Source organism: Streptomyces sp. NPDC017095 (assembly GCF_044332325.1).
In the GTDB taxonomy this organism is placed as follows: domain Bacteria; phylum Actinomycetota; class Actinomycetes; order Streptomycetales; family Streptomycetaceae; genus Streptomyces.
The window spans coordinates 25,695-48,566 of record NZ_JBIROU010000004.1 but is presented as its reverse complement, the minus strand read 5'-3'; the positions used below and the strand labels follow the sequence as shown (position 1 = coordinate 48,566).

20 protein-coding genes are annotated in these 22,872 nt (G+C 71.9%); 10 read left to right on the top strand and 10 right to left on the bottom strand.

The annotated features are described in order from the left end of the window. Positions 1 to 56: 56 nt before the first annotated feature. A complete protein-coding gene (locus ACH4OA_RS09385) occupies positions 57 to 1,562 on the bottom strand; it encodes a peptide MFS transporter (RefSeq protein ID WP_397968400.1) in 1,506 nt (501 codons plus the stop codon). 487 nt (positions 1,563 to 2,049) lie between these two features. On the opposite strand from ACH4OA_RS09385, the gene ACH4OA_RS09380 reads away from it, so the two are divergent. Continuing rightward, the gene (locus ACH4OA_RS09380) at positions 2,050 to 2,727 is read left to right on the top strand and encodes a response regulator transcription factor (RefSeq protein ID WP_030653180.1); all 678 of its coding nucleotides are present in this window, start codon (positions 2,050 to 2,052) and stop codon (positions 2,725 to 2,727) included. A 35-nt stretch (positions 2,728 to 2,762) separates the two neighbouring features. Continuing rightward, entirely contained in the window at positions 2,763 to 4,034 is a 1,272-nt protein-coding gene (locus ACH4OA_RS09375; protein ID WP_397938042.1) for an ATP-binding protein, read from the top strand. Positions 4,035 to 4,052: 18 nt separating this feature from the next. Here the strand turns inward: ACH4OA_RS09375 and ACH4OA_RS09370 are convergent, their stop codons facing one another. After that, positions 4,053 to 4,547, bottom strand: a complete 495-nt coding sequence (locus ACH4OA_RS09370; RefSeq protein ID WP_397938044.1) for a GtrA family protein — start codon at positions 4,545 to 4,547, stop codon at positions 4,053 to 4,055. 142 nt (positions 4,548 to 4,689) lie between these two features. Here ACH4OA_RS09370 and ACH4OA_RS09365 point away from each other — a divergent pair, with 142 nt between their 5' ends. The 4 genes from ACH4OA_RS09365 (at position 4,690) to ACH4OA_RS09350 (ending at position 8,807) form a co-directional block, all read left to right on the top strand. Then, positions 4,690 to 5,829 (top strand): 5-(carboxyamino)imidazole ribonucleotide synthase, encoded by a 1,140-nt coding sequence (locus tag ACH4OA_RS09365; RefSeq protein WP_365880604.1) that lies wholly within the window; start codon positions 4,690 to 4,692, stop codon positions 5,827 to 5,829. Continuing rightward, on the top strand, positions 5,826 to 6,347 hold the full coding sequence (purE, locus tag ACH4OA_RS09360) for a 5-(carboxyamino)imidazole ribonucleotide mutase (protein WP_365880602.1): 522 nt from the start codon (positions 5,826 to 5,828) through the stop codon (positions 6,345 to 6,347). Before ACH4OA_RS09365 ends, purE begins: the two co-directional genes overlap by 4 nt. A 4-nt stretch (positions 6,348 to 6,351) precedes the next feature. Next, positions 6,352 to 7,545: a dipeptidase gene (locus tag ACH4OA_RS09355; protein WP_365880600.1), complete on the top strand. Its 1,194-nt coding sequence runs from the start codon at positions 6,352 to 6,354 to the stop codon at positions 7,543 to 7,545. Positions 7,546 to 7,673: 128 nt separating this feature from the next. Beyond that, entirely contained in the window at positions 7,674 to 8,807 is a 1,134-nt protein-coding gene (locus ACH4OA_RS09350) for a dipeptidase (RefSeq protein ID WP_397968399.1), read from the top strand. Here the strand turns inward: ACH4OA_RS09350 and ACH4OA_RS09345 are convergent. The 3 genes from ACH4OA_RS09345 to ACH4OA_RS09335 all read right to left on the bottom strand — a co-directional run bounded on the left by ACH4OA_RS09345 (position 8,804) and on the right by ACH4OA_RS09335 (position 11,179). Then, the gene (locus ACH4OA_RS09345; RefSeq protein ID WP_397938050.1) at positions 8,804 to 9,196 is read right to left on the bottom strand and encodes a VOC family protein; all 393 of its coding nucleotides are present in this window, start codon (positions 9,194 to 9,196) and stop codon (positions 8,804 to 8,806) included. The two genes, ACH4OA_RS09350 and ACH4OA_RS09345, sit on opposite strands and share 4 nt — an antisense overlap. Positions 9,197 to 9,229: 33 nt before the next feature. Continuing rightward, a complete protein-coding gene (locus tag ACH4OA_RS09340; RefSeq protein WP_365873523.1) occupies positions 9,230 to 9,592 on the bottom strand; it encodes a VOC family protein in 363 nt (120 codons plus the stop codon). 243 nt (positions 9,593 to 9,835) lie between these two features. Next, a complete protein-coding gene (locus tag ACH4OA_RS09335; RefSeq protein WP_397968397.1) occupies positions 9,836 to 11,179 on the bottom strand; it encodes a UDP-glucose dehydrogenase family protein in 1,344 nt (447 codons plus the stop codon). Between the two features lie 189 nt (positions 11,180 to 11,368). On the opposite strand from ACH4OA_RS09335, the gene ACH4OA_RS09330 reads away from it, so the two are divergent. Both ACH4OA_RS09330 and ACH4OA_RS09325 read left to right on the top strand, forming a co-directional pair. Then, positions 11,369 to 12,526: an acyl-CoA dehydrogenase gene (locus tag ACH4OA_RS09330; RefSeq protein WP_397938052.1), complete on the top strand. Its 1,158-nt coding sequence runs from the start codon at positions 11,369 to 11,371 to the stop codon at positions 12,524 to 12,526. A 158-nt stretch (positions 12,527 to 12,684) separates the two neighbouring features. Then, positions 12,685 to 13,062: a four-helix bundle copper-binding protein gene (locus tag ACH4OA_RS09325; protein ID WP_397968395.1), complete on the top strand. Its 378-nt coding sequence runs from the start codon at positions 12,685 to 12,687 to the stop codon at positions 13,060 to 13,062. 60 nt (positions 13,063 to 13,122) lie between these two features. Here the strand turns inward: ACH4OA_RS09325 and ACH4OA_RS09320 are convergent, their stop codons facing one another. Further along, the gene (locus ACH4OA_RS09320) at positions 13,123 to 14,421 is read right to left on the bottom strand and encodes an LCP family protein (protein WP_397968394.1); all 1,299 of its coding nucleotides are present in this window, start codon (positions 14,419 to 14,421) and stop codon (positions 13,123 to 13,125) included. Positions 14,422 to 14,513: 92 nt separating this feature from the next. Between ACH4OA_RS09320 and ACH4OA_RS09315 the strand changes: the two genes are divergently transcribed. Then, on the top strand, positions 14,514 to 15,101 hold the full coding sequence (locus ACH4OA_RS09315; RefSeq protein WP_365883603.1) for an acyl-CoA thioesterase: 588 nt from the start codon (positions 14,514 to 14,516) through the stop codon (positions 15,099 to 15,101). A gap of 19 nt (positions 15,102 to 15,120) precedes the next feature. Here ACH4OA_RS09315 and ACH4OA_RS09310 read toward each other — a convergent pair whose 3' ends face one another. Further along, on the bottom strand, positions 15,121 to 16,488 hold the full coding sequence (locus ACH4OA_RS09310; protein ID WP_397968745.1) for an LCP family protein: 1,368 nt from the start codon (positions 16,486 to 16,488) through the stop codon (positions 15,121 to 15,123). 251 nt (positions 16,489 to 16,739) lie between these two features. On the opposite strand from ACH4OA_RS09310, the gene ACH4OA_RS09305 reads away from it, so the two are divergent. Continuing rightward, positions 16,740 to 17,762: a glycosyltransferase family 2 protein gene (locus ACH4OA_RS09305; RefSeq protein ID WP_397938059.1), complete on the top strand. Its 1,023-nt coding sequence runs from the start codon at positions 16,740 to 16,742 to the stop codon at positions 17,760 to 17,762. 57 nt (positions 17,763 to 17,819) lie between these two features. On the opposite strand, the gene ACH4OA_RS09300 is transcribed toward ACH4OA_RS09305, so the two are convergent. From ACH4OA_RS09300 to ACH4OA_RS09290, 3 genes are all read right to left on the bottom strand, one after another. Next, positions 17,820 to 19,463: an LCP family protein gene (locus ACH4OA_RS09300; protein WP_397968392.1), complete on the bottom strand. Its 1,644-nt coding sequence runs from the start codon at positions 19,461 to 19,463 to the stop codon at positions 17,820 to 17,822. Between the two features lie 82 nt (positions 19,464 to 19,545). Beyond that, positions 19,546 to 21,366 (bottom strand): LCP family protein, encoded by a 1,821-nt coding sequence (locus ACH4OA_RS09295; protein ID WP_397968390.1) that lies wholly within the window; start codon positions 21,364 to 21,366, stop codon positions 19,546 to 19,548. Positions 21,367 to 21,597: 231 nt separating this feature from the next. Beyond that, positions 21,598 to 22,770, bottom strand: a complete 1,173-nt coding sequence (locus ACH4OA_RS09290; RefSeq protein ID WP_397946034.1) for an LCP family protein — start codon at positions 22,768 to 22,770, stop codon at positions 21,598 to 21,600. Positions 22,771 to 22,872 lie beyond the last annotated feature (102 nt).

The following is a 22,872-nucleotide window of genomic DNA, read 5'->3' as shown; positions in this document are numbered from 1 at the left end:
AAGAGGGCCGCCGCATCCCCTGGATGCGGCGGCCCTCCCGGCTGTCCGGGCGGCGGCTAGTTGACGTCGCCCATCATCTTCTTGACCTTGTTGCGGTACATCCACACCGCCGCGCCCGCGACCACCGCGAGCACCGCCTCCAGGGCGACGAAGCCCTTCCGGTCGAGGTTGACACCGCCTATGGCCGGGTTCGACAGCAGGGCGGTCACGGAGTCGCCCGCGGTCACCGCGAGGAACCAGACGCCCATCATCTGCGAGGCGTACTTCTTCGGTGCCATCTTCGTCGTGACGGACAGACCCACCGGCGACAGCGTCAGCTCGCCGACGGTCTGCACGAAGTAGATCGCGACCAGCCACAGCGCGGCGGCCTTGTGACCGCCCTCGGCGACGGACAGCGGGGCGAGGAAGACGAAGAAGGACGCGCCCACCAGCACCAGGCCGGAGGAGAACTTCACGATCGTGCTCGGCTCCTTGCCGCGCCGGTTCAGCCACAGCCACAGCCAGGCGAAGACCGGCGCCAGCGCCATGATCATGACCGGGTTGACCGACTGGTACCAGGAGACCGGGAAGTCCCAGCCGAGGACCGAGTTCTCGGCGCTCTTCTCGGCGAACAGCGACAGGGTCGAACCGCCCTGGTCGTAGATCATCCAGAAGACGGCGGCGGCGACGAAGAACCAGATGTACGCCGACACCTTCGTGCGCTCGGCCGTGTCGAGGTCCTTGTCCCGCAGCATTCGGGCGATGACCATGATCGGCACGATCAGGCCGATCAGGGTGAGCGGGATCAGCGCCCAGTTCAGGGTGAAGTGACCGGTGCCGCCGACGACGCCGTAGAACACCGCGGCGGCGGCCAGCCAGATCAGGCCCTTGCGCAGCGTGGCGGCCTTCTCCGCGGCGGACAGCGGGGTCGGGACCTCGCTGCTCCTCGGGTTCAGGTGGCGGCCGCCCAGCAGGTACTGGGTCAGGCCCAGCGCCATGCCGAGCGCGGCCAGCGCGAAGCCCAGGTGCCAGTTGACGTTCTCGCCGATGGTGCCGATGACCAGCGGGGCGACGAAGGCACCGAGGTTGATGCCGATGTAGAAGAGCGTGAAGCCGCCGTCACGGCGCGGGTCCTGCGGACCCTTGTAGAGGTGGCCGACCATCGTGGAGATGTTGGCCTTCAGCAGACCCGAACCGATGGCGACGAGTACCAGGCCGACGTAGAAGCTGGCGGCGGCGGGCAAAGCCAGGCACAGGTGGCCCAGCATGATGACGCCGCCCGCGACGGCGACCGTCTTGCGGGGGCCGAGCAGACGGTCGGCGAACCAGCCGCCGGGCAGGGCGAGCAGGTAGACGAGCGACAGGTACACCGCGTAGATCGCGCTCGCCGTGCCCGCGCTGAGGTGCAGGCCACCCGGAGCCACCAGATACAGCGGGAGCAGGGCCCTCATGCCGTAGTAGGAGAAGCGCTCCCACATCTCGGTCATGAAGAGAGTGGCCAGTCCGCGGGGGTGGCCGAAGAAGGTCTTCTCGGAACCGGGGGTGCCCGGTCGGACCGAGTCCTTCGTCAGGCTGGACGCCATGGTCGTTCCTTGCTGGTCGGGACGCGCGGTTGAGCGTGCGCGCCCGGTGGGGGGCGGCCGGCACCGGCAGTCGGCCGCCCACCCCCACGCCCAGGGGGAGTCCGTTCCGGATCACGGAGCGGCGGACGGCGACCACCGGGATCCACGCCCCGCGACGCGTCGCTGCGTCCGGAGCCCGGCCAGAGGTCATTCCTTTCAAGGCTGATCATGATCAGCCCGCACACAAAAGAGACCTTCAGCGTATGTTCCCGCCAAAGGTCCCCGGTGTACTACAGGCGTTCAGGTCACCATACGGCAGGACACTGCCGGATATGGAAGGTCTTGAGACGGGGATCACAGGTGTCGGGGGAACCGCGCGGGGGAATTCGAAGGTCTCTTCCACGATCGCATCCCCAGGTCAATGGTGTGTACCAGGGGCGCGTGAAGGTAAGAAGCCCTGCGGCCGATCACACCCCGGCACCGCGCACGGGCGGTCTACCATCACCTCATGACCCGTGTACTGCTCGCCGAGGACGACGCGTCCATCTCGGAACCGCTGGCCCGCGCCCTGCGCCGGGAAGGTTACGAGGTCGAGGTGCGCGAGGACGGACCCGCCGCGCTCGACGCCGGAATGCAGGGCGGCGTCGATCTGGTCGTGCTCGACCTGGGGCTGCCCGGCATGGACGGCCTGGAGGTCGCCCGCCGGCTGCGCGCCGACGGCCACACCGTGCCGATCCTCATCCTGACCGCGCGGGCCGACGAGGTGGACACCGTCGTCGGCCTGGACGCGGGCGCCGACGACTACGTCACCAAGCCGTTCCGGCTCGCCGAACTGCTCGCCCGGGTCCGGGCGCTGCTGCGGCGCGGCGCCGCGGAGCCGCAGCAGCCGCCGGCCACGCACGGGGTGCGGATCGACGTCGAGTCGCACCGCGCGTGGATGGGCGACGAGGAGCTCCAGCTCACCGCCAAGGAGTTCGACCTGCTGCGGGTGCTGGTGCGCGACGCCGGCCGCGTGGTCACCCGGGACCAGCTGATGCGCGAGGTCTGGGACACCACCTGGTGGTCGTCGACCAAGACCCTGGACATGCACATCTCCTGGCTGCGCAAGAAGCTGGGCGACGACGCGGCGAACCCCCGGTACATCGCCACCGTGCGCGGCGTGGGCTTCCGGTTCGAGAAGAGCTGAGCCCGGGTTCGGGCGATCACCACGGGTAAAGGACCATGCGCCGACGTCTCATCCAGTCCACCCTCGCCGTCGTCCTGGTGGTGATCGCCGTCTTCGGCGTCTCCCTCGTGATCGTGGAGACGCGGACGATCAGCAACAGCGCCCAGGAACGGGTGGAGTCCGAGGCGGTGCGGCTGGCCAGCATCGTGGACAGCCGGATCCTCGCCGCGGAGAACGTCAACGCGGACGTGCTGCGCAACCCGGTCAGCAAGGAGCAGTACGCGGTCATCAGCATGCCCGGCAAGCCGCCCATCGAGATCGGCAGCAGGCCCGAGGGCGACACCATCCACTCCACGCAGCACGGCGAGGAGGGCGAGACGGTCACCGTGCAGGAGCCCCGCTCCGCGGTGACCCGCGAGGTCGGCCGGACGCTGCTGATCATCGGGCTGGTCGCGCTGCTCGCGGTGATCGCGGCGGTGCTGCTCGCCGTACGGCAGGCCAGCCGGCTCGCCTCCCCGCTGACCGACCTCGCCGAGACCGCCGAACGCCTCGGCTCCGGCGACCCGCGCCCGCGGCACAAGCGGTACGGCGTCCCCGAGCTCGACCGGGTCGCCGATGTGCTGGACTCCTCCGCCGAGCGGATCGGGCGCATGCTGACGGCCGAGCGGCGCCTCGCGGCCGACGCCTCGCACCAGCTCCGCACCCCGCTCACCGCGCTGTCCATGCGGCTGGAGGAGATCACCCTCACCGACGACCCGGACACGGTGAAGGAGGAGGCCACCATCGCGCTGACCCAGGTGGAGCGGCTGACCGACGTGGTGGAGCGGCTGCTGACCAACTCGCGCGACCCGCGCACCGGCTCCGCGGTCTCCTTCGACCTGGACGAGGTCATCCAGCAGCAGCTCGCCGAGTGGCGGCCCGCCTACCGCAGCGCCGGCCGGGCCGTGGTCAGCTCCGGGAAGCGGCATCTGACGGCGGTGGGCACACCGGGCGCGGTCGCCCAGGTGCTGGCCGCGCTGATCGAGAACTCGCTGATGCACGGCGGCGGCACCGTCGCCCTGCGCACCCGGGTCACCGGCAACCAGGCGGTGATCGAGGTGACCGACGAGGGGCCGGGCGTGCCGGCCGACCTCGGCGCGCGGATCTTCGAGCGGACGATCAGCGGGCGGAACTCCACGGGCATCGGCCTGGCCGTCGCCCGGGACCTGGCGGAGGCGGACGGCGGCCGGCTGGAACTGCTCCAGGCGCAGCCGCCGGTGTTCGGCCTGTTCCTCTCCCGCACGGCCCCGGCGCGGAAGGCGGACGAGGACCGGCCGATGGTCCGCTGACCCGCCGCCGGGCGTCCGCTACGGCACACGCTGGTGGCGCGGCGCCGGCTGTGAGGGACCTTCCAGAATCGATTCCGCATCCGCCCCGGCCGGCAGCGCCCGGAACACCCAGCTGCGGTACGACCAGAACCGGAACAGCGTCGCGACGCCGATGCCGACGAACTTCCAGACGTTGTTCTGCAGCGGGCTGTCCCAGCCGAGACCGTAGGTCGCCAGGAACAGCACCCCGTTCTCGATCACCAGGCCGGCCAGGCTGAACAGCAGGAACAGCATCAGTTCCCGGGTGCGCCCGCTCTTGTCGCGGTCCCGGTAGGTCCAGTACCGGAAGCCGACGTAGTTGAAGACGATGGCCACGACGGTCGCGATGACGCTCGCGCGCACCACCGGCAGGTCGGAGACGTGCCGGACCAGGTTGAACACACCGAGATTGACCAGGACGCCGGCGGCGCCGACGGCGCCGAATCTGACCACTTCGCGTACGAGCCGTTGCACCCCCGAGGAACGAGGTTCCATGGCTGTGCAGCTCCCGTCGGTAGGTTTCGTCAACCCCGCCATGCTAGCCGTGCGGGGCCGCCGCCGCCCTGCGGACCGGGCCACGGCCCGCGAAGGGGCCGCCGCGCTCCGGCCGCCCCGGCGCGGCCGATACGCTAGGGGTGTGACGTTCCCGGTAGTCGGCATGGTCGGCGGGGGGCAGCTCGCGCGTATGACGCACGAGGCGGGCATCCCGTTGGGCATCAGGTTCAAGCTCCTCAGTGACACTCCTCAGGATTCCGCGGCGCAGGTCGTGAACGAAGTCGTCGTCGGCGACTATCGCGACCTGGACACGCTGCGCGAGTTCGCGCGCGGGTGCGATGTGATCACCTTCGATCACGAACACGTACCCACCGAGCACCTCAGGGCGCTCGAAGCGGACGGCATCCCCGTGCGCCCCGGCCCCGACGCGCTGGTGCACGCCCAGGACAAGGGCGTGATGCGCGCGCGGCTGGACGCGCTCGGCATCCCGTGCCCACGGCACCGGATCGTCGCCGATCCGGAGGATGTCGCCCGGTTCGCGGCGGAGGGCGACGGCTTCCCGGTCGTCCTGAAGACCGTCCGCGGCGGTTACGACGGCAAGGGCGTGTGGGTCGTGCGCAGCGCCGAGGAGGCCGCCGACCCGTTCCGCGCCGGCGTCCCGGTCCTCGCCGAGGAGAAGGTCGACTACGTCCGCGAACTCGCGGCCAACGTCGTCCGCTCCCCGCACGGCCAGGCCGTCGCCTACCCGGTCGTGGAGTCCCGGCAGGTCGACGGCGTCTGCGACACGGTGATCGCGCCCGCGCCCGGCCTGGAGGAGGACCTCGCCCTGCACGCCGAGCGGCTGGCCCTGACCATCGCCAAGGAGCTGGGCGTCGTCGGTCACCTCGCCGTCGAGCTGTTCCAGACCCGCGACGGCCGCGTCCTGGTCAACGAACTCGCGATGCGCCCGCACAACTCCGGCCACTGGTCCATGGACGGCGCGATCACCTCGCAGTTCGCCAACCACGTCCGCGCGGTGCTGGACCTGCCGCTGGGCGACCCGCGCCCGCGCGCCCCGTGGACGGTCATGGTCAACGTCCTGGGCGGCGACTACCCGGACATGTACTCCGCGTACCTGCACTGCATGGCCCGCGACCCCAAGCTGAAGATCCACATGTACGGCAAGGACGTGAAGCCCGGCCGCAAGGTCGGACACGTCAACACCTACGGCGACGACCTGGACGACGTGCTGGAGCGCGCCCGTCACGCAGCCGGCTACCTGAGAGGCACGATCACCGAATGAGCCCCGTTGTTGGCATCGTCATGGGGTCCGACTCGGACTGGCCCGTCATGGAAGCCGCCGCGAAGGCCCTGGGCGAGTTCGAGATCGCCTACGAGGTCGACGTCGTCTCCGCGCACCGCATGCCCCGCGAGATGATCGCGTACGGCGAGCAGGCCGCCGACCGCGGCCTGAAGGTGATCATCGCGGGCGCGGGCGGCGCCGCCCACCTGCCCGGCATGCTCGCCTCCGTCACCCCGCTGCCGGTCATCGGCGTGCCCGTGCCGCTGAAGTACCTGGACGGCATGGACTCGCTGCTGTCCATCGTGCAGATGCCGGCCGGCGTCCCGGTCGCCACGGTCTCCGTCGCCGGTGCCCGCAACGCCGGCCTGCTCGCGGCCCGCATCCTCGCCGCCCACGACGAGGACCTGCTGCACCGGATGCGCGACTTCCAGCAGGACCTCAACGACCAGGCCACCGAGAAGGGCAAGCGGCTGCGCGCCAAGGCCGAGGGCGCGAGCGGCTTCGGCTTCGGGAAGTGACGCCGTGACCGCACTGGAGGAGGCCCGCGCGCTGCTGCGCGAGTTCCCGGTCGTCGACGGCCACAACGACCTGCCGTGGGCGCTGCGCGAACAGGTCCGCTACGACCTCGACGCCCTGGACCTCGCCGGGCACCACCCCGGCCGGCTGCACACCGACCTGCCGCGGCTGCGCGCGGGCGGCGTCGGCGCCCAGTACTGGTCGGTGTACGTGCCGTCCGACCACCCCGAGCCGGTCGCGGCCACCCTGGAGCAGATCGACTGCGTCCGCCGGATGCTGGACCGCTACCCGGCGGACCTGGCGCCCGCGCTGACCGCCGCCGACCTGGAGGCGGCCCGCACCGAGGGCCGCATCGCCTCCCTCATGGGCGCCGAGGGCGGCCACTCCATCGCCAACTCCCTGGGCACCCTGCGCGGCCTGTACGCGCTCGGCGTGCGGTACCTGACGCTCACCCACAACCACAACGTGGACTGGGCGGACTCCGCGACCGACGTGCCCCGGGCCGGCGGCCTGACCGCCTTCGGCCGCGAGGTGGTCCGGGAGATGAACCGGCTCGGCATGCTGGTCGACCTCTCCCACGTGGCGGCCACGACCATGCGGGACGCGCTGGACGCCACCGCCGCGCCGGTGATCTTCTCGCACTCCTCCGCCCGCGCGGTGTGCGACCACCCGCGCAACATCCCCGACGACGTCCTGGAGCGGCTGCCCGCCAACGGCGGGGTGGCGATGGTGACGTTCGTGCCCAAGTTCGTCCTCCAGGCGGCCGTCGACTGGACGGCGGCGGCCGACGACAACCTGCGCGCCCACGGCCTGCACCCCCTGGACACCGGCCCGGAGGCGATGCGGCTGCACCGCGCCTTCGAGGAGCGCAACCCGCGCCCGGTCGCCACGGCGTCCACGGTGGCGGACCACCTGGACCACATGCGCGAGGTGGCCGGCGTCGACCACCTGGGCATCGGCGGCGACTACGACGGCACCGCGTTCACACCGGACGGTCTGGACGACGTCTCCGGTTACCCGAACCTCGTCGCCGAGCTGCTGGACCGCGGCTGGTCCCGGACCGACCTGGCCAAGCTGACCTGGCAGAACGCGGTGCGGGTGCTGGGCGCGGCGGAGGACGTGGCCCGCGGCCACCAGGCCGCGCGCGGTCCGTCCGTGGCCACCATCGAGTCGCTGGACGGCCCGCGCGGCGAGAGCTGACCGGGTGACCCCCGAACGCGCCACTCACCAGGAGAGTTCCCTCCGCTCCGTGCGACCGTGTCGGTACGCCGGCCGGAGCCGCCGTAGCTCACGGCCGGCGTAGCCGCCGACGACGTACGGAGCCCGCCATGGCCGACCTCCAGGACGACATCCCCCTCGCCACCGAGGTCGGCCGGGACGACGGCCTGCCGGACGGCCCGCGCCCGGCCGGGCCCGGCGGTGGCTACGGCCCGCCGCCCCGGCCGGCCGGGGAGCTGCTGGAGCGGGCGCGCGCCGTGCTCGCCGCCCACCCGGTCGCCGACGGCTACAGCGGCCTGCCCTGGGCCCTGCGCCGGCTGCCCCGGTACGACCTGGAGCTGGGCGAGAGCGCCGTGGACACCGACCTGCCCCGGATGCGCGAGGGACACGTCGGCGCGCTGTTCTGGTCGCTGCACCTGCCCGACGGACCCGGCCGCGACCGCCCGGTGACGGCGACCCTGGAACAGCTGGACCTGGTCCGCACGGTCGTCGGGGCCCATCCGGAGGGGCTGCGGCTGGTGCGCACCGCCGGGCAGGTCATCGACGCCCGCAACCGCGGCCGGGTCGCCGTGGTGCTGGGCCCCGCGCACGGCGCCGCGCTGGACGGCTCCCTCGGCCTCCTGCGCGTCCTGCACGCCCTCGGGCTCCGCGTGCTCAGCCTCGCGGGCACCGCCTGGGCCGGCGCGTCCGGCCTGACCCGGTTCGGGGAGGAGGTGGTGCGCGAGATGAACCGGCTCGGCGTGCTCGCCGACGTCAGCGGCGCCGGTCCGGCCACCGTCGAGCGGACCGCCGCCCTGTCCAAGACCCCGGTGCTGTGCACCCGCTCGGCCGCCCGCGCCCTGCGCCCGCACCCGGCCAACCTGTCCGACCAGCTCCTCGCCGTGCTGGGCGGGGCGAAGGGCCTGTGCATGGTGCCGCTGACCGCCGAGCAGACCGGCCCGGCCGTCCCGGACGTCGCCGACCACCTGGAGCACATCCGTGACGTGGCCGGCCCCGAGTGCGTCGGCCTGTCCGGCAGCTACGACTGCGGGACCGTCCACCCCCGGGACCTCGCCGACGCCTCCCGCTATCCGCACCTGATCGCCGAGCTGCTCAGCCGCGGCTGGTCCGAGACCGAGCTGGCCCTGCTGACCTGGGGCAACGTCCAGCGGGTGCTGCGCAGCGCGGACTTCACGGCCCGGGCCGCGCAGCACCGCCGGGAGCCGACGGCGCCGCCCCGGACGACCGGCCTGGACGGACCTTAGGACCCCTCGATCCGGCACAGGCAGAACGGGTGCCCGGCCGGGTCGGCGTAGACCTGGAAGTCCTTCTTCTCGCGGTCCTCCAGGTCCAGCGGGCGGGCGCCGAGCGCGAGCACCCGCTCGTGTGCCGCGTCGACGTCCGCCCAGGTCGGGCCGGCGTCGAAGTCGAGGTGGAACTGCTGGCCGTTGCGGTCCGCGCGCGGCCACTGCGGCGGGGTGTGGTCCTCGGCCCGCTGGAAGGCCAGCCGGGGCCCGTCCGGCACCCGCAGGACGACCCAGTTGTCGTCCTCGGCCTGCGGGGTGCCGCCGGCCACCGCCGCGTAGAAGGCGGCCAGCGCGTGCGGGTCGGGGCAGTCGAGGACGATGCTGCGCAAACGGGCCACGGAAGCCATCAGGGTCCCTCCGGTCGTCTTCGGAAAGCGCCGCTAACCGGCGCACAGACAGAACGGGTGCCCAGCGGGGTCGGCGTAGACACGGAAGGTCCGGGACCGGTCCGCCGTGTCCAACGGCCGCGCGCCCAGCTCCAGCACCTCCTTCTCGGCCGTGTCCAGGTCGTCCACGGTCAGGTCCAGGTGGAACTGCTGGCCGTTGCGGTCCGCCCGCGGCCACTCCGGAGGGGTGTAGCCCGCGGCCTGCTGGAAGGCCAGCGTCCGCCCGTCGGGCAGGTTCAGGTCCACCCACTCGCCGTGCCCCTCCACCGTGCCGCCCAGCACGGCGGCGTAGAAGCCGGCCAGCGCGTACGGGTCGGGACAGTCCAGGACCACGACGTCCAGCTTGGCGAGAGCCATGACTACCTCCTTGCGTTGCCTGTACAGACGGGTAACCGGAAACGGTGGCAGCGAGACCCGCACCGGCGCGCCGGACACGCCGGTGCCGGCCGCCGGTGCCGGAGGCGGGCGCGCGGGGGCCGTGCCGCGCCGGAGGGGAAGGGCCGTGCGGCGTGGCGGCGATGGGGCAGAATTGCGCACAGACGCCGGTTCGGCCGACTGAGCCTCGGCCGAACCGGCGTCACCCGGCCCGGCCCCGTGCCCTCAGGCCGTCGGACGGCCCATCGCCCGGTAGGTCCAGCCGGCCCGCCGCCACAGCTCCGGGTCGAGCGTGTTGCGTCCGTCCAGCAGCACCCGGGCCGCCGCGGCCTCGCCGAGCACCACCGGGTCCAGCTCGCGGAACTCCCGCCACTCGGTGAGGTGCAGGACCACGTCGGCGCCCCGGACGGCCGCCTCGGCGGAGTCGGCGTAGCCCAGGGTCGGGAAGACCTTGCGGGCGTTGTCCATGCCCTTCGGGTCGTACACCGTCACCTGTCCGCCCTGGAGGTGGATCTGGCCGGCCACGTTCAGCGCGGGCGAGTCGCGGACGTCGTCCGAGTCCGGCTTGAAGGTGGCGCCGAGCACCGCGACCCGCTTGCCGAGGAAGGAGCCGCCGCCCAGCGCCTCCCGGGCCATCTCCACCATCTGGCCGCGCCGGCGCATGTTGATGGAGTCGATCTCGCGCAGGAAGGTCAGCGCCTGGTCGGCGCCCAGCTCGCCCGCGCGGGCCATGAACGCCCGGATGTCCTTGGGCAGGCAGCCGCCGCCGAAGCCGATGCCGGCGCGCAGGAACTTGGCCCCGATCCGGTCGTCGTACCCGATGGCCTCCGCGAGCCTGGCCACGTCGCCGTCGGCGGCCTCGCACACCTCCGCCATCGCGTTGATGAAGGAGATCTTGGTGGCGAGGAAGGAGTTCGCGGCCGTCTTCACCAGCTCCGCGGTCGGGAAGTCGGTGACGACGAACGGCGTGCCGGCCGCCAGCGGCGTCGCGTACACCTCGCGCAGCAGCTTCTCCGCGCGCTCGCTGCGCACGCCGACCACGATCCGGTCCGGGTGCAGGGTGTCCTTGACGGCGAAGCCCTCGCGCAGGAACTCCGGGTTCCAGGCCAGCTCGGCATCGCCGCCCGCGGGGGCGTGCGCGGCGAGGTAGGCGGCCAGCCGGTCGGCGGAGCCCACCGGCACGGTCGACTTGCCGACCACCAGCGCCGGGCCGCGCAGATGCGGGGCCAGGGAGGCGATCGCGGAGTCCACGTAGGACATGTCGCAGGCGTACTCGCCGTGCTTCTGCGGGGTGTTCACGCACACGAAGTGCACATCGCCGAAGGCGCCCGCCTCGGCCCAGTCCGTGGTGAACCGCAGCCGGCCGGAGGAGCCCTCGATCCCGGCCACATGCCGGCGCAGCAGCTCCTGCAGCCCCGGCTCGTACATCGGTGTCTCGCCGCGCTCCAGCAGGGCGATCTTCTCCGGTACGACGTCCAGGCCCAGCACCTCGAAGCCCAACTCGGCCATGGCCGCGGCGTGCGTGGCGCCTAGGTAGCCGGTGCCGATCACGGTGATCTTCAGGCTCATGGGTGCTCCAGCTCGGGTCCGTCGGTGGTGCGCGGTCATGCGCGCCCGAGCATATCCGGGCCTCTCACCGGGCAACTTCGCCGCTGTCGCGTAGCTCACGTAGGCGTGTTGGAGCGGGGCAACTAAAATTTGAGTTACTTAACGGTAATTAGCGTCAAGTATCACTGCGTCTTTGGAGCGTGAGAGACCGTGGCCGGATCGGCTGAGTTCGACCTGTACCGCCCGTCCGAGGAGCACGACATGCTCCGGGACGCCGTCCGCTCGCTGGTCGAGGCGAAGATCGCGCCGTACGCCGCGGCGGTGGACGAGGAGGCCCGCTTCCCGCAGGAGGCGCTGGACGCCCTGGTGGCCAACGACCTGCACGCCGTGCACGTCCCCGAGGAGTACGGCGGCTCCGGCGCCGACGCGCTCGCCACGGTCATCGTGATCGAGGAGGTGGCCCGCGCCTGCGTCTCCTCCTCGCTGATCCCCGCGGTGAACAAGCTGGGCTCGCTGCCGGTGATCCTGTCCGGCTCCGAGGAGCTGAAGAAGAAGTACCTGGGCCCGCTGGCCAAGGGCGACGTGATGTTCTCGTACTGCCTCTCCGAGCCGGAGGCGGGCTCGGACGCGGCCGGCATGAAGACCAAGGCCGTCCGCGACGGCGACCACTGGATCCTCAACGGCGTGAAGCGCTGGATCACCAACGCGGGCGTCTCCGAGTACTACACGGTGATGGCCGTGACCGACCCGGAGAAGCGCTCCAAGGGCATCTCCGCCTTCGTCGTCGAGAAGTCCGACCCGGGCGTCTCCTTCGGCGCCCCGGAGAAGAAGCTGGGCATCAAGGGCTCCCCGACCCGCGAGGTCTACTTCGACAACGTCCGCATCCCCGCCGACCGCATGATCGGCGAGGAGGGCACCGGCTTCCTGACGGCCATGAAGACCCTGGACCACACCCGCATCACCATCGCCGCCCAGGCCCTCGGTGTCGCCCAGGGCGCCCTCGACTACGCCAAGGGCTACGTCCAGGAGCGCAAGCAGTTCGGCAAGCCGATCGCCGACTTCCAGGGCATCCAGTTCATGCTCGCCGACATGTCCATGAAGATCTCGGCGGCCCGTGCCCTCACCTACCAGGCCGCCGCCGCCTCCGAGCGCGGCGACGCCGACCTCACCTATCTGGGCGCCGCCGCCAAGTGCTTCGCCTCGGACGTCGCGATGGAGGTCACCACCGACGCCGTCCAGCTCCTCGGCGGCTACGGCTACACCCGCGATTACCCGGTGGAACGCATGATGCGCGACGCCAAGATCACCCAGATCTACGAAGGCACGAACCAGGTCCAGCGGATCGTCATGGCCCGCAACCTGCCGTAACCCCCGCGGTTGCGGAACCCTGTGGAAGGCGCCCCTCCGGGCGCCTTCTCGTTTTTCCGGCCTCCCGGTGGGCCGGGGGCCGACGTGCGGGGTGGCTGTGCCGGACGTAGGACGGAAGCAGACGGGCCCGTTCCGGGCCCCGCCTTCCAGGAGGAGCCATGACCCAGTCGCAGTCGCAGACGCAGTCGATGCCTGCCCTCAGCGCGCAGATGCAGGAGTGCATCGAGGCCTGCATGAACTGCCACAGCATGTGCGAGGAGACCATGAGCGCCTGCATGCAGAAGGGCGGCCAGCAGCAGATGCAGATCATGCGCGCGCTGATGGACTGCTCCGAGGCGACCCGCATGTGCGCCGACATGATGATGCGCCGCTCGCCCATGTCCGCCGACATGTGCGCGCTGTGCGCCAAGGTGTGCGACATGTGCGCCGAGGCGTGTACGGCGATGCCGGACGATCAGCAGCTGATGCGCTGCGCGGAGGCGTGTCGCCGCTGTGCGCAGACCTGCCGGGCGATGGCGGGCGCCGGCAGCATGTGAGCCCCGCGCACCACGGCCGGGGGCGCCCGCCACGGGTGCCCCGGCCGTGGTGCGCATGCCCTAGTTCCCGGAGACGGTGACCTTCTCGTCGTTGTTCAGCTCGTCCACCAGGGTCTTCACCTTGGCCTTGTCCCAGAGGAGGTTGCCGCCGACCGAGCCGGAGATCGGCATGTTCATCGAGGTGCCGTCACCGCCGCTGACGCCCTTCATCGCCCAGAACATCGAGGCCAGGTCCCACAGGGACATGTCCTCGTCGACGATCAGGGAGTCCAGGCCCGCGCCCATGGTCGGGTAGAGCTTGAACGGGTTCAGGATCGTCGAGGGGGTGGCCACCTGGTGGGCCAGGGCGGCCAGGAACTTCTGCTGGTTCTTGGTGCGCTGGAGGTCGGACGCGGCGAACGCGTGCCGGGTGCGGACGAAGGCCAGGGCCTGCTGGCCGTCCAGGGTCTGCTTGCCCGCCTCGAAGTCGGCGCCCGACCACTTGTCCTTGAAGCCCTTGTCGATGTCGATCTCGACACCGCCCACCGCGTCCACGATGCCGGCGAAGCCCTGGAAACCGATCTCCACGTAGTGGTCGATGCGCAGCCCGGTGTTGGCCTCTATCGCGCGGACCAGCAGCGTCGGCCCGTCCTCCGCGTAGGTCGCGTTCAGCTTCGCGTGCCGGCCCTGCGCCGGGTAGACCTTCCCGGACGTCGAGCCCTCGTACGAGGGCACCACCACGTCCGAGTCGCGCGGCAGCGAGATCAGCGTGTCGCCGTTGTCGCCGACGTGCAGGATCATCATCGAGTCGGTGCGCTTGCCCTCCGCGCCGCCGGTGTGCAGCTTCTTCTCGTCCTCCTTGGACATGCCCTCACGACTGTCCGAGCCGACGATCAGGTAGTTCGTGCCGTCGCCCCCCTCGGGCCGGTCGATGACCTTGGACAGGTCCACCTCGCGGCGCAGCTTGGAGTCGGCCCAGAAGTAGGTCGAGACCGAGGTGACGACCACCACGGCCGCCAGCGTGATCGCGGTCCACTTGATCCGGCGCCGCCAGTTTGGCGCGGGACGCGGGGCGCGGCCGGGCGTGCCCGGGGTGCCGGCACCGCCGCCGGGCGTGCCGTAGACCTGGCCGGTGTTGTAGCCGGCGCCGTCGTCGTGCCCCCGGCCGTCGACGTACGACGGCTGGCGCGGCACACCGGCCTGGTGCGGCGGCGCGGCCGGGCCGGGCTCGCCGTACGCCGAGCGCGGTCCGGGCGGCACCGCCGGGCCGCGCCGCACCTGACGCATCACGCGGGCGCTCTCCGGCTGCGCGCCGGCGCTGCCGCGTCCGTAGCGCGGGCCGCGGTTGTCGTCGGACCATCCCTCGGGCCAGTCATTCATGGGCCCCAGTGTGCCGGGCGCCGGTATGTCCCGTACAAGGGCTGTCGGAAAATCAGGGCGGTGCTGTTGCGAAGCCGACACAAAGTCCGCGAATGGTCCCTCGGCATAAGGTGGAGGGCATGACAGACCAGGCCATGGAAGCGGAACCGGACCAGGAGACGGACATCCCGGGCAAACCCACGTCCGCTTCGCGCACCACCCTCAGCCACATCATGACCCACAACGACACCAACCTGCTGGGCACGGTGCACGGCGGGGTGATCATGAAGCTGGTCGACGACGCGGCGGGCGCCGTGGCCGGCCGGCACTCCGGCGGCCCCGCCGTCACCGCGTCCATGGACGAGATGGCGTTCCTGGAGCCGGTCCGCGTCGGCGACCTGGTCCACGTCAAGGCCCAGGTGAACTGGACCGGCCGCACCTCCATGGAGATCGGCGTCCGGGTCCTCGCCGAACGCTGGAACGAATCCGCGCCGGCCACCCAGGTCGGCTCCGCCTATCTGGTCTTCGCGGCCGTGGACGCCGACGGCAAGCCGCGCCGGGTGCCGCCGGTCCTGCCCGAGACCGACCGCGACCGCCGCCGCTACCAGGAGGCCCAGATCCGCCGCACCCACCGCCTGGCCCGCCGCCGGGCCATCCGCGAACTGCGCGAGCGCAGGACGGCGGAGGGGTTCGAGGAGTAGACGGGGAGCCCCGCCCCGCTCAGCACGTCACCTCGTTGCCGCGCACGACGTTCTGCTCCGGCCGGCCCGGGTCGTCGAAGCGGACCTGGCGGACGTGGGTGAAGTCGGTGCCGGCCGTCACCTTCAGCAGCGGGCCCTGGCCCGGCACCGCGCGCAGCTCGCTGCCCGGCAGGGCCGCGGCCAGGGAGCGGGCGGAGCGGTCCCAGCGCGGGTCGTAGAAGACCACCGTGCGCGGCGTGTGGGCCGGCGCGGTGACCGGCTGGCGGGTGGTCGCGAAACCGGTCGCCGCGAGCGCCGCGTCGACCCGCTTGCCCAGCCCGGCCGTGCCGCTGCCGTTCGCCACCTGCACCCGGACGGTGTCCGGGGCCACCTCCACCGGCACCGGGGCGGGCGCCGGGGACCGGCGCGGACGGTCCGTGCTCAGCGGCTTGTCGTCGCGCAGCGCGCCGAACAGCCGCGCCGCCTTCGCCGGGTCCCACTTCAGCGTCGAGCCGAGGCCCTTGACCCGGTAGTCGAGCTGTCCGATGGGCACGGTGGTGAACTCGGAGGAGGACGGCGAGAAGTCCCGCATCGCCCGGCCGAGGTCCAGCAGCTCGTCGGTGCCGAAGCCCGCGTCCGCGCGGACCGAGCCCAGCACGGCCCGGGTCACGTCCCGGAACCGCATCGGGTTCAGCAGCACCCCGGAGGAGGTCGCTTTGTCGATCAGCGCGGCCAGGAACCGCTGCTGCCGCTTCATCCGGCCCAGGTCGCTGGCCCCGTCGACATGCCGGGCGCGGACGTACTGCAGCGCCCGCCCGCCCGGCAGGACATGCCGGCCCGGCGCCAGGTCGAGCCCGGTGTACCGGTCCTTCAGCGGGGTCGGCGTGCACACCTCGACCCCGCCGAGCACGTCCACGGTCCGCATGAAGCTGGTGAAGTCGACCTCCAGATAGTGGTCGATCTTCACGTGGGTCATGTTCTCGACCGTGCGGATGGTCAGCTGCGGACCGCCCTCGGCGTAGGCCGCGTTCAGCTTCACCGGGTGCGGGCCGTGGTGCCGCCCCGAGGTCTGGTCGACGTGCGCCGGGATCTCGGCGTAGGAGTCACGCGGCAGGCTCACCACCGTGGCCCGCTCCCGGTCCTCGGCGATGTGCACGATCATCATGGTGTCGGTGCAGTGGCAGGGCTCGCCGCCCAGCCGGTAGGCACGCCGGTCCCGCTCGCTGATCTTGTCCCGGCCGTCGGTGCCGACCAGCAGGACGTTCATGCCGTGGCCGCCCCGGGGCCGGTTCTTCATGTCCTTGAAGGCGTCGATCCGGGCGATGCCCGCGTCCAGGCTGCTGACCACGGCGTGGCCGATCCCGGCGGAGGCGAGCACCACCACCGACAAGGTGGTGAGCGCCCGCATGGCCCAGCGGGGCCGCCGCGGCGGCCGGACGGGCCGCACGGGCCGCTCGGGCGGGCGCGGCACACGGCGGGGCGGCTGCGGGCGGCGCTGTGAGGGCGCCGGGGACCGGGGCGGGCTGGACAAGGAGGACACCTCCGGACGAGGCCGTACGCGGGATCCGGGAGCACAGTAGGCCGATACGATCTCCAGCCCGCGCCGCAGGCCCGGCGGCGCGCATCCGTGTCCCCCGTTCGCGGTAACGTGAGGCTCCTATGAACGCCAAGCCCGACGTGCGGCTCCCCGCTGTGTCCGTGATCATGCCCGTCCTCAACGAGGAGCGGCATCTGCGCGGGGCCGTCCAAGCGATCCTCGCGCAGGAGTACGCCGGCGAGCTGGAGGTCGTGATCGCCCTGGGTCCGTCCACGGACCGCACGGACGAGATCGCCGCCGAGCTGGTCCGCGCGGACCCCCGCGTGCACACCGTGCCCAACCCGTCCGGCCGCACCCCGGCCGCGCTGAACGCGGCGATCAAGGCCTCCCGGCATCCGGTCGTGGTCCGCGTGGACGGCCACGGCATGCTCTCGCCCGACTACATCGCCACCGCCGTGCGGCTGCTGGAGGAGACCGGCGCGCAGAACGTCGGCGGCATCATGCACGCCGAGGGCGAGAACGACTGGGAGCGCGCGGTGGCCGCCGCGATGACCTCCAGGATCGGCGTCGGCAACGCGGCCTTCCACACCGGCGGCGAGGCCGGCCCCGCCGAGACCGTCTACCTCGGGGTGTTCCGGCGCGCGGCGCTGGAGCAGCAGGGCGGTTACAACGAGGAGTTCATCCGCGCCCAGGACTGGGAGCTGAACTTCCGCATCCGCGAGGCGGGCGGACTGATCTGGTTCTCGCCCGAGCTGAGGGTGTCGTACCGGCCGCGTCCGTCCGTGCGCGCGCTGGCCCGGCAGTACAAGGACTACGGCCGCTGGCGGCACGTCGTCGCCCGCTACCACTCGGGCTCCATCAACCTGCGCTACCTCGCCCCGCCCGTGGCCGTGTGCGCGATCGCGGCGGGCCTGGTCGCCGGCGTGGCGCTGACCCCGTGGGCCCTGGTGGTCCCCGGCGGCTACCTGGCGGCGATCGTCGCGGGCTCCGTCCCGGCCGGCCGGGGACTGCCGGCGGCGGCCCGGCTGCGGATACCCGTGGCCCTCGCCACCATGCACATGTCCTGGGGCTGGGGCTTCCTGACCAGCCCGAAGTCGCTGGCCCGCAAGGTCATCGCCTCCCGCCGGCCGGCCGTCGCGAACTGAGCGTCCGCCAGGGCCCCCGTCCGCGCGGGAGGGGGCCCTGTCAGCGCCGGCGGCCGCTCACCACTGGTAGACGCTGTAGACGTCCATGCACTTGGTGGTGTCCGAGCCGTTGACCGCGTCGGTGTTGTCGGGCAGGTCCCCGGCCTCCGGCTCCGACGTCTTCGGGTACGACGGGCCGGTGCGCCAGTCCGCGCCGACCACGACGGTCACGCCGGACACGTCGGTCGACTTCTGCACCTGCTCCCGCGGGATGCCCAGCGCGTCGGCCACCGCCTGGGCGTCACCCTCCAGGTCCGCGCTCGGATACCGCACGACCGTCTTCTCCTCGGCCAGGCTCCCCGAGGTGTCGGCCTGCGCCCGGGTGTAGCCCTTGTCCACCAGTTCCCGGCCGATCGCCGACGCCCGCTGCGCCACCGCGCCCTCGGTGGAGGTCCGGGTGGCGTTCCGCACCAGCACGCCGAGCCGGCCCGGATCGAGCGAGGGCTTCTTGGCCGGCTCGTCCTTGCCCGCGTCCTTCCCGTCCTTCCCGCCGTTCTTGTCGAACGCCACGTCGTCCCGGAGCATCCGCCACATCTTGTCGGCGTTGGCCTCGTCCGGTACGACGTGGTTCTCGTCCTGCGGGTCCCGCTTGTTCGGCATGGTCACCGAGGTGATGCGGTCCGCCGGCACCGACTTCATCTGCATGCCGAGGGCGTAGAGCTCCTTGACCGTGCCGATCTCCTCCGACACCTTCAGCGACTTGGTCGCCGCGTCGGCCAGGTCCATCAGCCGGCCGGTGTCGGTGAACACGTTCTGCTTCTTCAGCGTGCGGATCATCGAGTTCAGGTACATGTGCTGGGCGCGGGCCCGCATCAGGTCGTCGCCCCAGGCGTGCCGGGTGCGCAGCCACTGCAGGGCCTGCTCGCCCTGCACCTTGTGCGTGCCCTTGGTCATCTTCAGCCCGGAGCCGCCGGACACGGTGGCCGTCGGCCGGTCCCACACGTTCTGGTTCACGCAGACGTCCACCCCGCCGATGGCGTCGGCCATCCGCACCACGCCCGCGAAGTCGATCGTCATCCAGTGGTCGATATAGACCCCGGTGAGGTTCTCCCAGGTGAGCAGCGTGCAGCCGGCTCCGCCGCGGGCCAGGGTGACGTTGATGATGTCGTTCGTCGGCGGGTAGGTCTTCCCGGTGTCCGGGTCCTTGCACTCGGGGATGTCCACCCGGGTGTCCCGCGGGATGCTGACCATGGCGGCGCTCTTGCGGTCCGCGGAGAGATGGATGAGCATCTGCACGTCCGCGAGCGGCGGGTCGCCGGCGTGGTCGCGGCTGCCGCCCAGCTTCACGTTCTCCTTGGAGTTCCGGCTGTCGGAGCCGATGAGCAGGATGTTCAGCGGGGTCTGCCCGGCCGCGTTGGGCGCGGTGCGGTGCGCCTTGGAGTCGTCACCGTTGGCCCGCCGGCCCTTCTGGATATTGCCGTTGAGATGCTGGTAGTACAGGTATCCGGCTCCCGCCGTGCCGAGTATCACCACCGCCAGCACCATCGCCGACCAGCGCAGCGTGCGCCGTCTGCGCCGCTTGCGGTCGGCCGTCGTCTGCGTCCGCCGTCTGTCTCGGTCTCCGCGCCGGCCCGGACGTGCCGGCGCGTCCGGGGGCTGCGGTGTGCGCGCCACCGTGCCCTCGACCGCCGGAGCCCCCCCGCGCACCTCGCTCTGCGCCACTCCCTGCCCTCCCCACACCCTTGCGCCAAGCAACGGGCCCGCCCCGCGTCCGGTTAGACGCACGACGGGCCCCTTGGGTTACCTACGAGGCGCACTTCACCTTGTCCGCCGTGGACTTGTCGACCTTCGGCGCCTTTGTCGGAGGTGTCAGGGAGATCCCGGCTCCCTTGAAGTCCTTGCCCAGGGTCAGCGTCATCGCCGGCAGTCCCTGTCCGTTGGTCACGCTCTCGCCCGGCTTCAGCGCGGATCCGGACAAGCCCATGATCGCGGCCAGCCGGCGCGCCTGGGCCGCCTGGTCGGGCGCGTACTCGAGCGTGGTCCGGCTCAGTGCCGCCGGGGCGTTGCCGTCGTTCTCCGACTTGGTCACGCCCGCGTCGTTCTGCAGCCAGTTGAGCACCGCCTGGGCGCTGCCGGTCTCGGCGCCGCCGTTGAGGATGCGCACCCGCACCTCGGAGGCGGGCGCCTTGGTGCCCTTCAGCCGGGCGGCCCGGGCGTCCTTCGCCGCCTTCTGCTTCTTCTTCACCTCGGTGAAGGACACGTCGTTCTGGACCGCCTGGAAGACCTGCGGGGCCAGCGCCGGGTCGATGATCACCGTCTTGTGCGTGACTCCGTCGGCCGGGTTGTCCTTGACCGGCACCGTCGTGAAGGCCAGGTTCTTCGGGTCCAGCTTGCCCAGCTCCAGACCCAGGTCCTTCAGCTTGCCGATGTCGTCCAGCTTGTCGTCGACGGTCAGCGCCTTGGTGCCGGCCTCCGCCAGCTTCACCATCTTCGTCGGGCTGGTGAGCGTGTCGTTGCCCTTCAGCTTGCGCATCAGCGCGCCGAGGAACTGCTGCTGCAGCCCGATCCGGCTCAGGTCGCCGCCGAAGCCGACGGAGTGCCGGGTGCGCACGAACGCCAGCGCCTGCTCACCGGAGATCCTGTGCGTGCCCTCGGACAGCTTCAGGTGCGAGTCCGGGTCGTCGATGTCCTTGGCCAGGCACACGTCGACGCCGCCGACCGCCTCGGTCAGCGTCTTGACCGCGTTGAAGTCGGCCACCATGAAGTCGTCCGGCTTGATCCCGGTCAGCTCCGTCACCGTGCGCATGGTGCAGCTCGGCGTACGGTCGTCCTGCCCGAGGCTGGTGTTGAAGCGGACGCCCTGGGAGCCCGGGATGACCTTCTCGCTGCCGTCCTCCTGCCGGGTCGGGCAGTCCGGGATGTCCGTGATCAGGTCGCGCGGGATGCTCAGGGCGGTGGCGTTGGACCGGTCCTTGGAGACGTGCAGCAGGATCGTGGTGTCGGCGTGCCCGACGCTGCCCGCGTCGCCGTAGCCCTCGTTGCCCTTGCCGGTGCGCTTGTCGGTGCCGATCAGCAGGATGTTGATCGCCTCGTCCTTGCTGAAGCCGCCGGTGCTCGCGCCGTCGTCGGACACGGACGTGATGTTGTCGTTCAGGTGCTTGATGTAGAGGTAGCCGGCGGCCGACACGGCCACCAGCACGAAGGCCATGGAACCGCCGGTCCACAGCAGCGCCTTCTTCGCCTTCGACGTCTTCTTCACCGGACGACGGGCCGCGCGCCGGCCCTGGGGCGGCTCCGGTTCGGCGCTCCGGCGCCGCGCCGAGCGCGGTGCGGGCACCTCGCCACCGCGCGCCCGCGAGGTCCCCCGGGCCTCGCCGGACTGCGGGTTCCCGCCGCCGGACGGGCGTTTCCCGCCGCCGGTCTGCCCCGTGTCCCGGGCCGCCCGCCGCGGACGGCCGTCCGCGGCGCCGGCGCCGTCCCGGGCGGACGGTCTGCGCGGTCCGGGAACCGGCGGCTGCGCTGCGGAAGGGCTCAGTCGCAGTTCGTATTCGCCGGTGTTCGGATTGAGTACCCACTGGTCTGCGGGGTCGATGTTCTCCGCCCGCCCACGGCCTTGCGCGTCCACGGTTGTCCGAATCCTCCGTCGGGGCCCACGCGGCGCCTTCCCCCTGCAAGGCGCTCGGGTCTCGGTGAAACAGTGCACGACCCAGGACGGACCTCGCGGCCAGGTGCACCGGATCGCTCACACTATCCGCCCAGTTCAGCGTCGGGCGACGCCGGTGACAAATTCCACCTGCCTACAACGGGCAATCCGCCTCATTTTCTGAACGGAAGACCGCTGTTTTTGGTACGCGCCTTACTCACAGGTGTGTTCGGAGGCCGTGTAACCGCGGAACGTCGGCACCGGCGAGGGCCCGTCCGGGCCGCCCGCACCGGTGTCCCGCCGGGGAACGCCCGGTGAATTCTCCCGGCTCACGGCCACCGGCTGGTCGGCCCGCAGCCGGGCGAACAGTTCCTCGGCCTCCGGCTCCACGAGCTGGTCGCGATTGGCGTCGTAGACGTACGACTTCCGCGGCACCGTCAGGAACCGGACCTGCGCGGTGGGGATGTCGCGCAGTCCGCGCGCCAACTGGTACAGGCCCCGCAGACTCGCCAGTTCCGGGTCGGTGGTCAGCGCGGAGGTCGCCGCGTCCAGCAGCGGGTACAGCTTCACCGGGTTCAGCAGCACGTCGTCACCGCGCACCTTGTCCACGAGCGCGCCGAGGAACCGCTGCTGCCGGTCCATCCGCTCGGTGTCGCTGCCGTTCCCGAGCGACTTGCGGGCACGCACGTACCCGAGCGCCTGCTCCCCGTCGAGCGTGACCTTCCCCGCGGGCAGCCGCAGCTTCGCCGCCTTGTCGTCCACGGGCTCCTTCAGGCACACCCGCACGCCGTCGACGGCGTCCACCATCTCCTTGAACCCGCTGAAGTCCACCACCAGGTGATGGTCGATCCGGATGCCCGTGAGCAGCTCGGCGGTCCGCACCGTGCACGCCGAACCGCCCACCTCGAAGGCGTGGTTGAACATGGCGAACACCGGGTCGCTGCGCCTGCCGTCCGCCCGCCGGCAGGACGGGATGTCCACCATCAGGTCCCGGGGCAGCGAGACGGCGGTGGCGCCGGCCCGGCCGGCGGCCAGGTGCAGCAGGATCGTCGTGTCCGAGCGCTCGCCGCGGATGCCCTTGCCGTAGGCCTGGTTGCCGTCCCCGGCCCGGGTGTCGGACCCGATCAGCAGGATGTTCTGCGCGCCCCGCACCAGCGCGGTGGGCCGCTCCCGCTCGTAGCGCGCGAGTTCGGCGGCGGCGGCCTCGTCGGCGGTGATGTTGGCGCTGAGCCGGGCGTAGACGGCCCAGCCCGCCCCGGCGGCCGCGAGGAGCAGGACGGCCGCCGCGAGCGCCGAGTTCCGCAGCAAGCGCCGCCGGCGCCGTCCCGGCCCGTTCCCCGTGGCGGAGGGACCCGGACCGGGGGGCCTGCCTGCGGTGTCGGTCACGGTGGGGCCGTCCCCTCATCGCGTACGGGCGTCACGTGCTGCCCTTACGACGATGGCGGCGAGCGGCGCCGACAGCGCCCGGTGCTACTCCGAACGGGGGAC

What these genes read in the sequence shown, in the direction of transcription:
- purE (WP_365880602.1), top strand. Translation starts at nt 5,826, where the DNA reads ATGAGCCCCGTTGTTGGCATCGTCATGGGGTCCGACTCGGACTGGCCC.
- ACH4OA_RS09385 (WP_397968400.1), bottom strand. Translation starts at nt 1,562, where the DNA reads ATGGCGTCCAGCCTGACGAAGGACTCGGTCCGACCGGGCACCCCCGGT.
- ACH4OA_RS09315 (WP_365883603.1), top strand. Translation starts at nt 14,514, where the DNA reads ATGGTCCCTCGGCATAAGGTGGAGGGCATGACAGACCAGGCCATGGAA.
- ACH4OA_RS09380 (WP_030653180.1), top strand. Translation starts at nt 2,050, where the DNA reads ATGACCCGTGTACTGCTCGCCGAGGACGACGCGTCCATCTCGGAACCG.
- ACH4OA_RS09350 (WP_397968399.1), top strand. Translation starts at nt 7,674, where the DNA reads ATGGCCGACCTCCAGGACGACATCCCCCTCGCCACCGAGGTCGGCCGG.
- ACH4OA_RS09325 (WP_397968395.1), top strand. Translation starts at nt 12,685, where the DNA reads ATGACCCAGTCGCAGTCGCAGACGCAGTCGATGCCTGCCCTCAGCGCG.
- ACH4OA_RS09370 (WP_397938044.1), bottom strand. Translation starts at nt 4,547, where the DNA reads ATGGAACCTCGTTCCTCGGGGGTGCAACGGCTCGTACGCGAAGTGGTC.
- ACH4OA_RS09305 (WP_397938059.1), top strand. Translation starts at nt 16,740, where the DNA reads ATGAACGCCAAGCCCGACGTGCGGCTCCCCGCTGTGTCCGTGATCATG.
- ACH4OA_RS09375 (WP_397938042.1), top strand. Translation starts at nt 2,763, where the DNA reads ATGCGCCGACGTCTCATCCAGTCCACCCTCGCCGTCGTCCTGGTGGTG.
- ACH4OA_RS09310 (WP_397968745.1), bottom strand. Translation starts at nt 16,488, where the DNA reads ATGCGGGCGCTCACCACCTTGTCGGTGGTGGTGCTCGCCTCCGCCGGG.
- ACH4OA_RS09335 (WP_397968397.1), bottom strand. Translation starts at nt 11,179, where the DNA reads ATGAGCCTGAAGATCACCGTGATCGGCACCGGCTACCTAGGCGCCACG.
- ACH4OA_RS09345 (WP_397938050.1), bottom strand. Translation starts at nt 9,196, where the DNA reads ATGGCTTCCGTGGCCCGTTTGCGCAGCATCGTCCTCGACTGCCCCGAC.
- ACH4OA_RS09340 (WP_365873523.1), bottom strand. Translation starts at nt 9,592, where the DNA reads ATGGCTCTCGCCAAGCTGGACGTCGTGGTCCTGGACTGTCCCGACCCG.
- ACH4OA_RS09320 (WP_397968394.1), bottom strand. Translation starts at nt 14,421, where the DNA reads ATGAATGACTGGCCCGAGGGATGGTCCGACGACAACCGCGGCCCGCGC.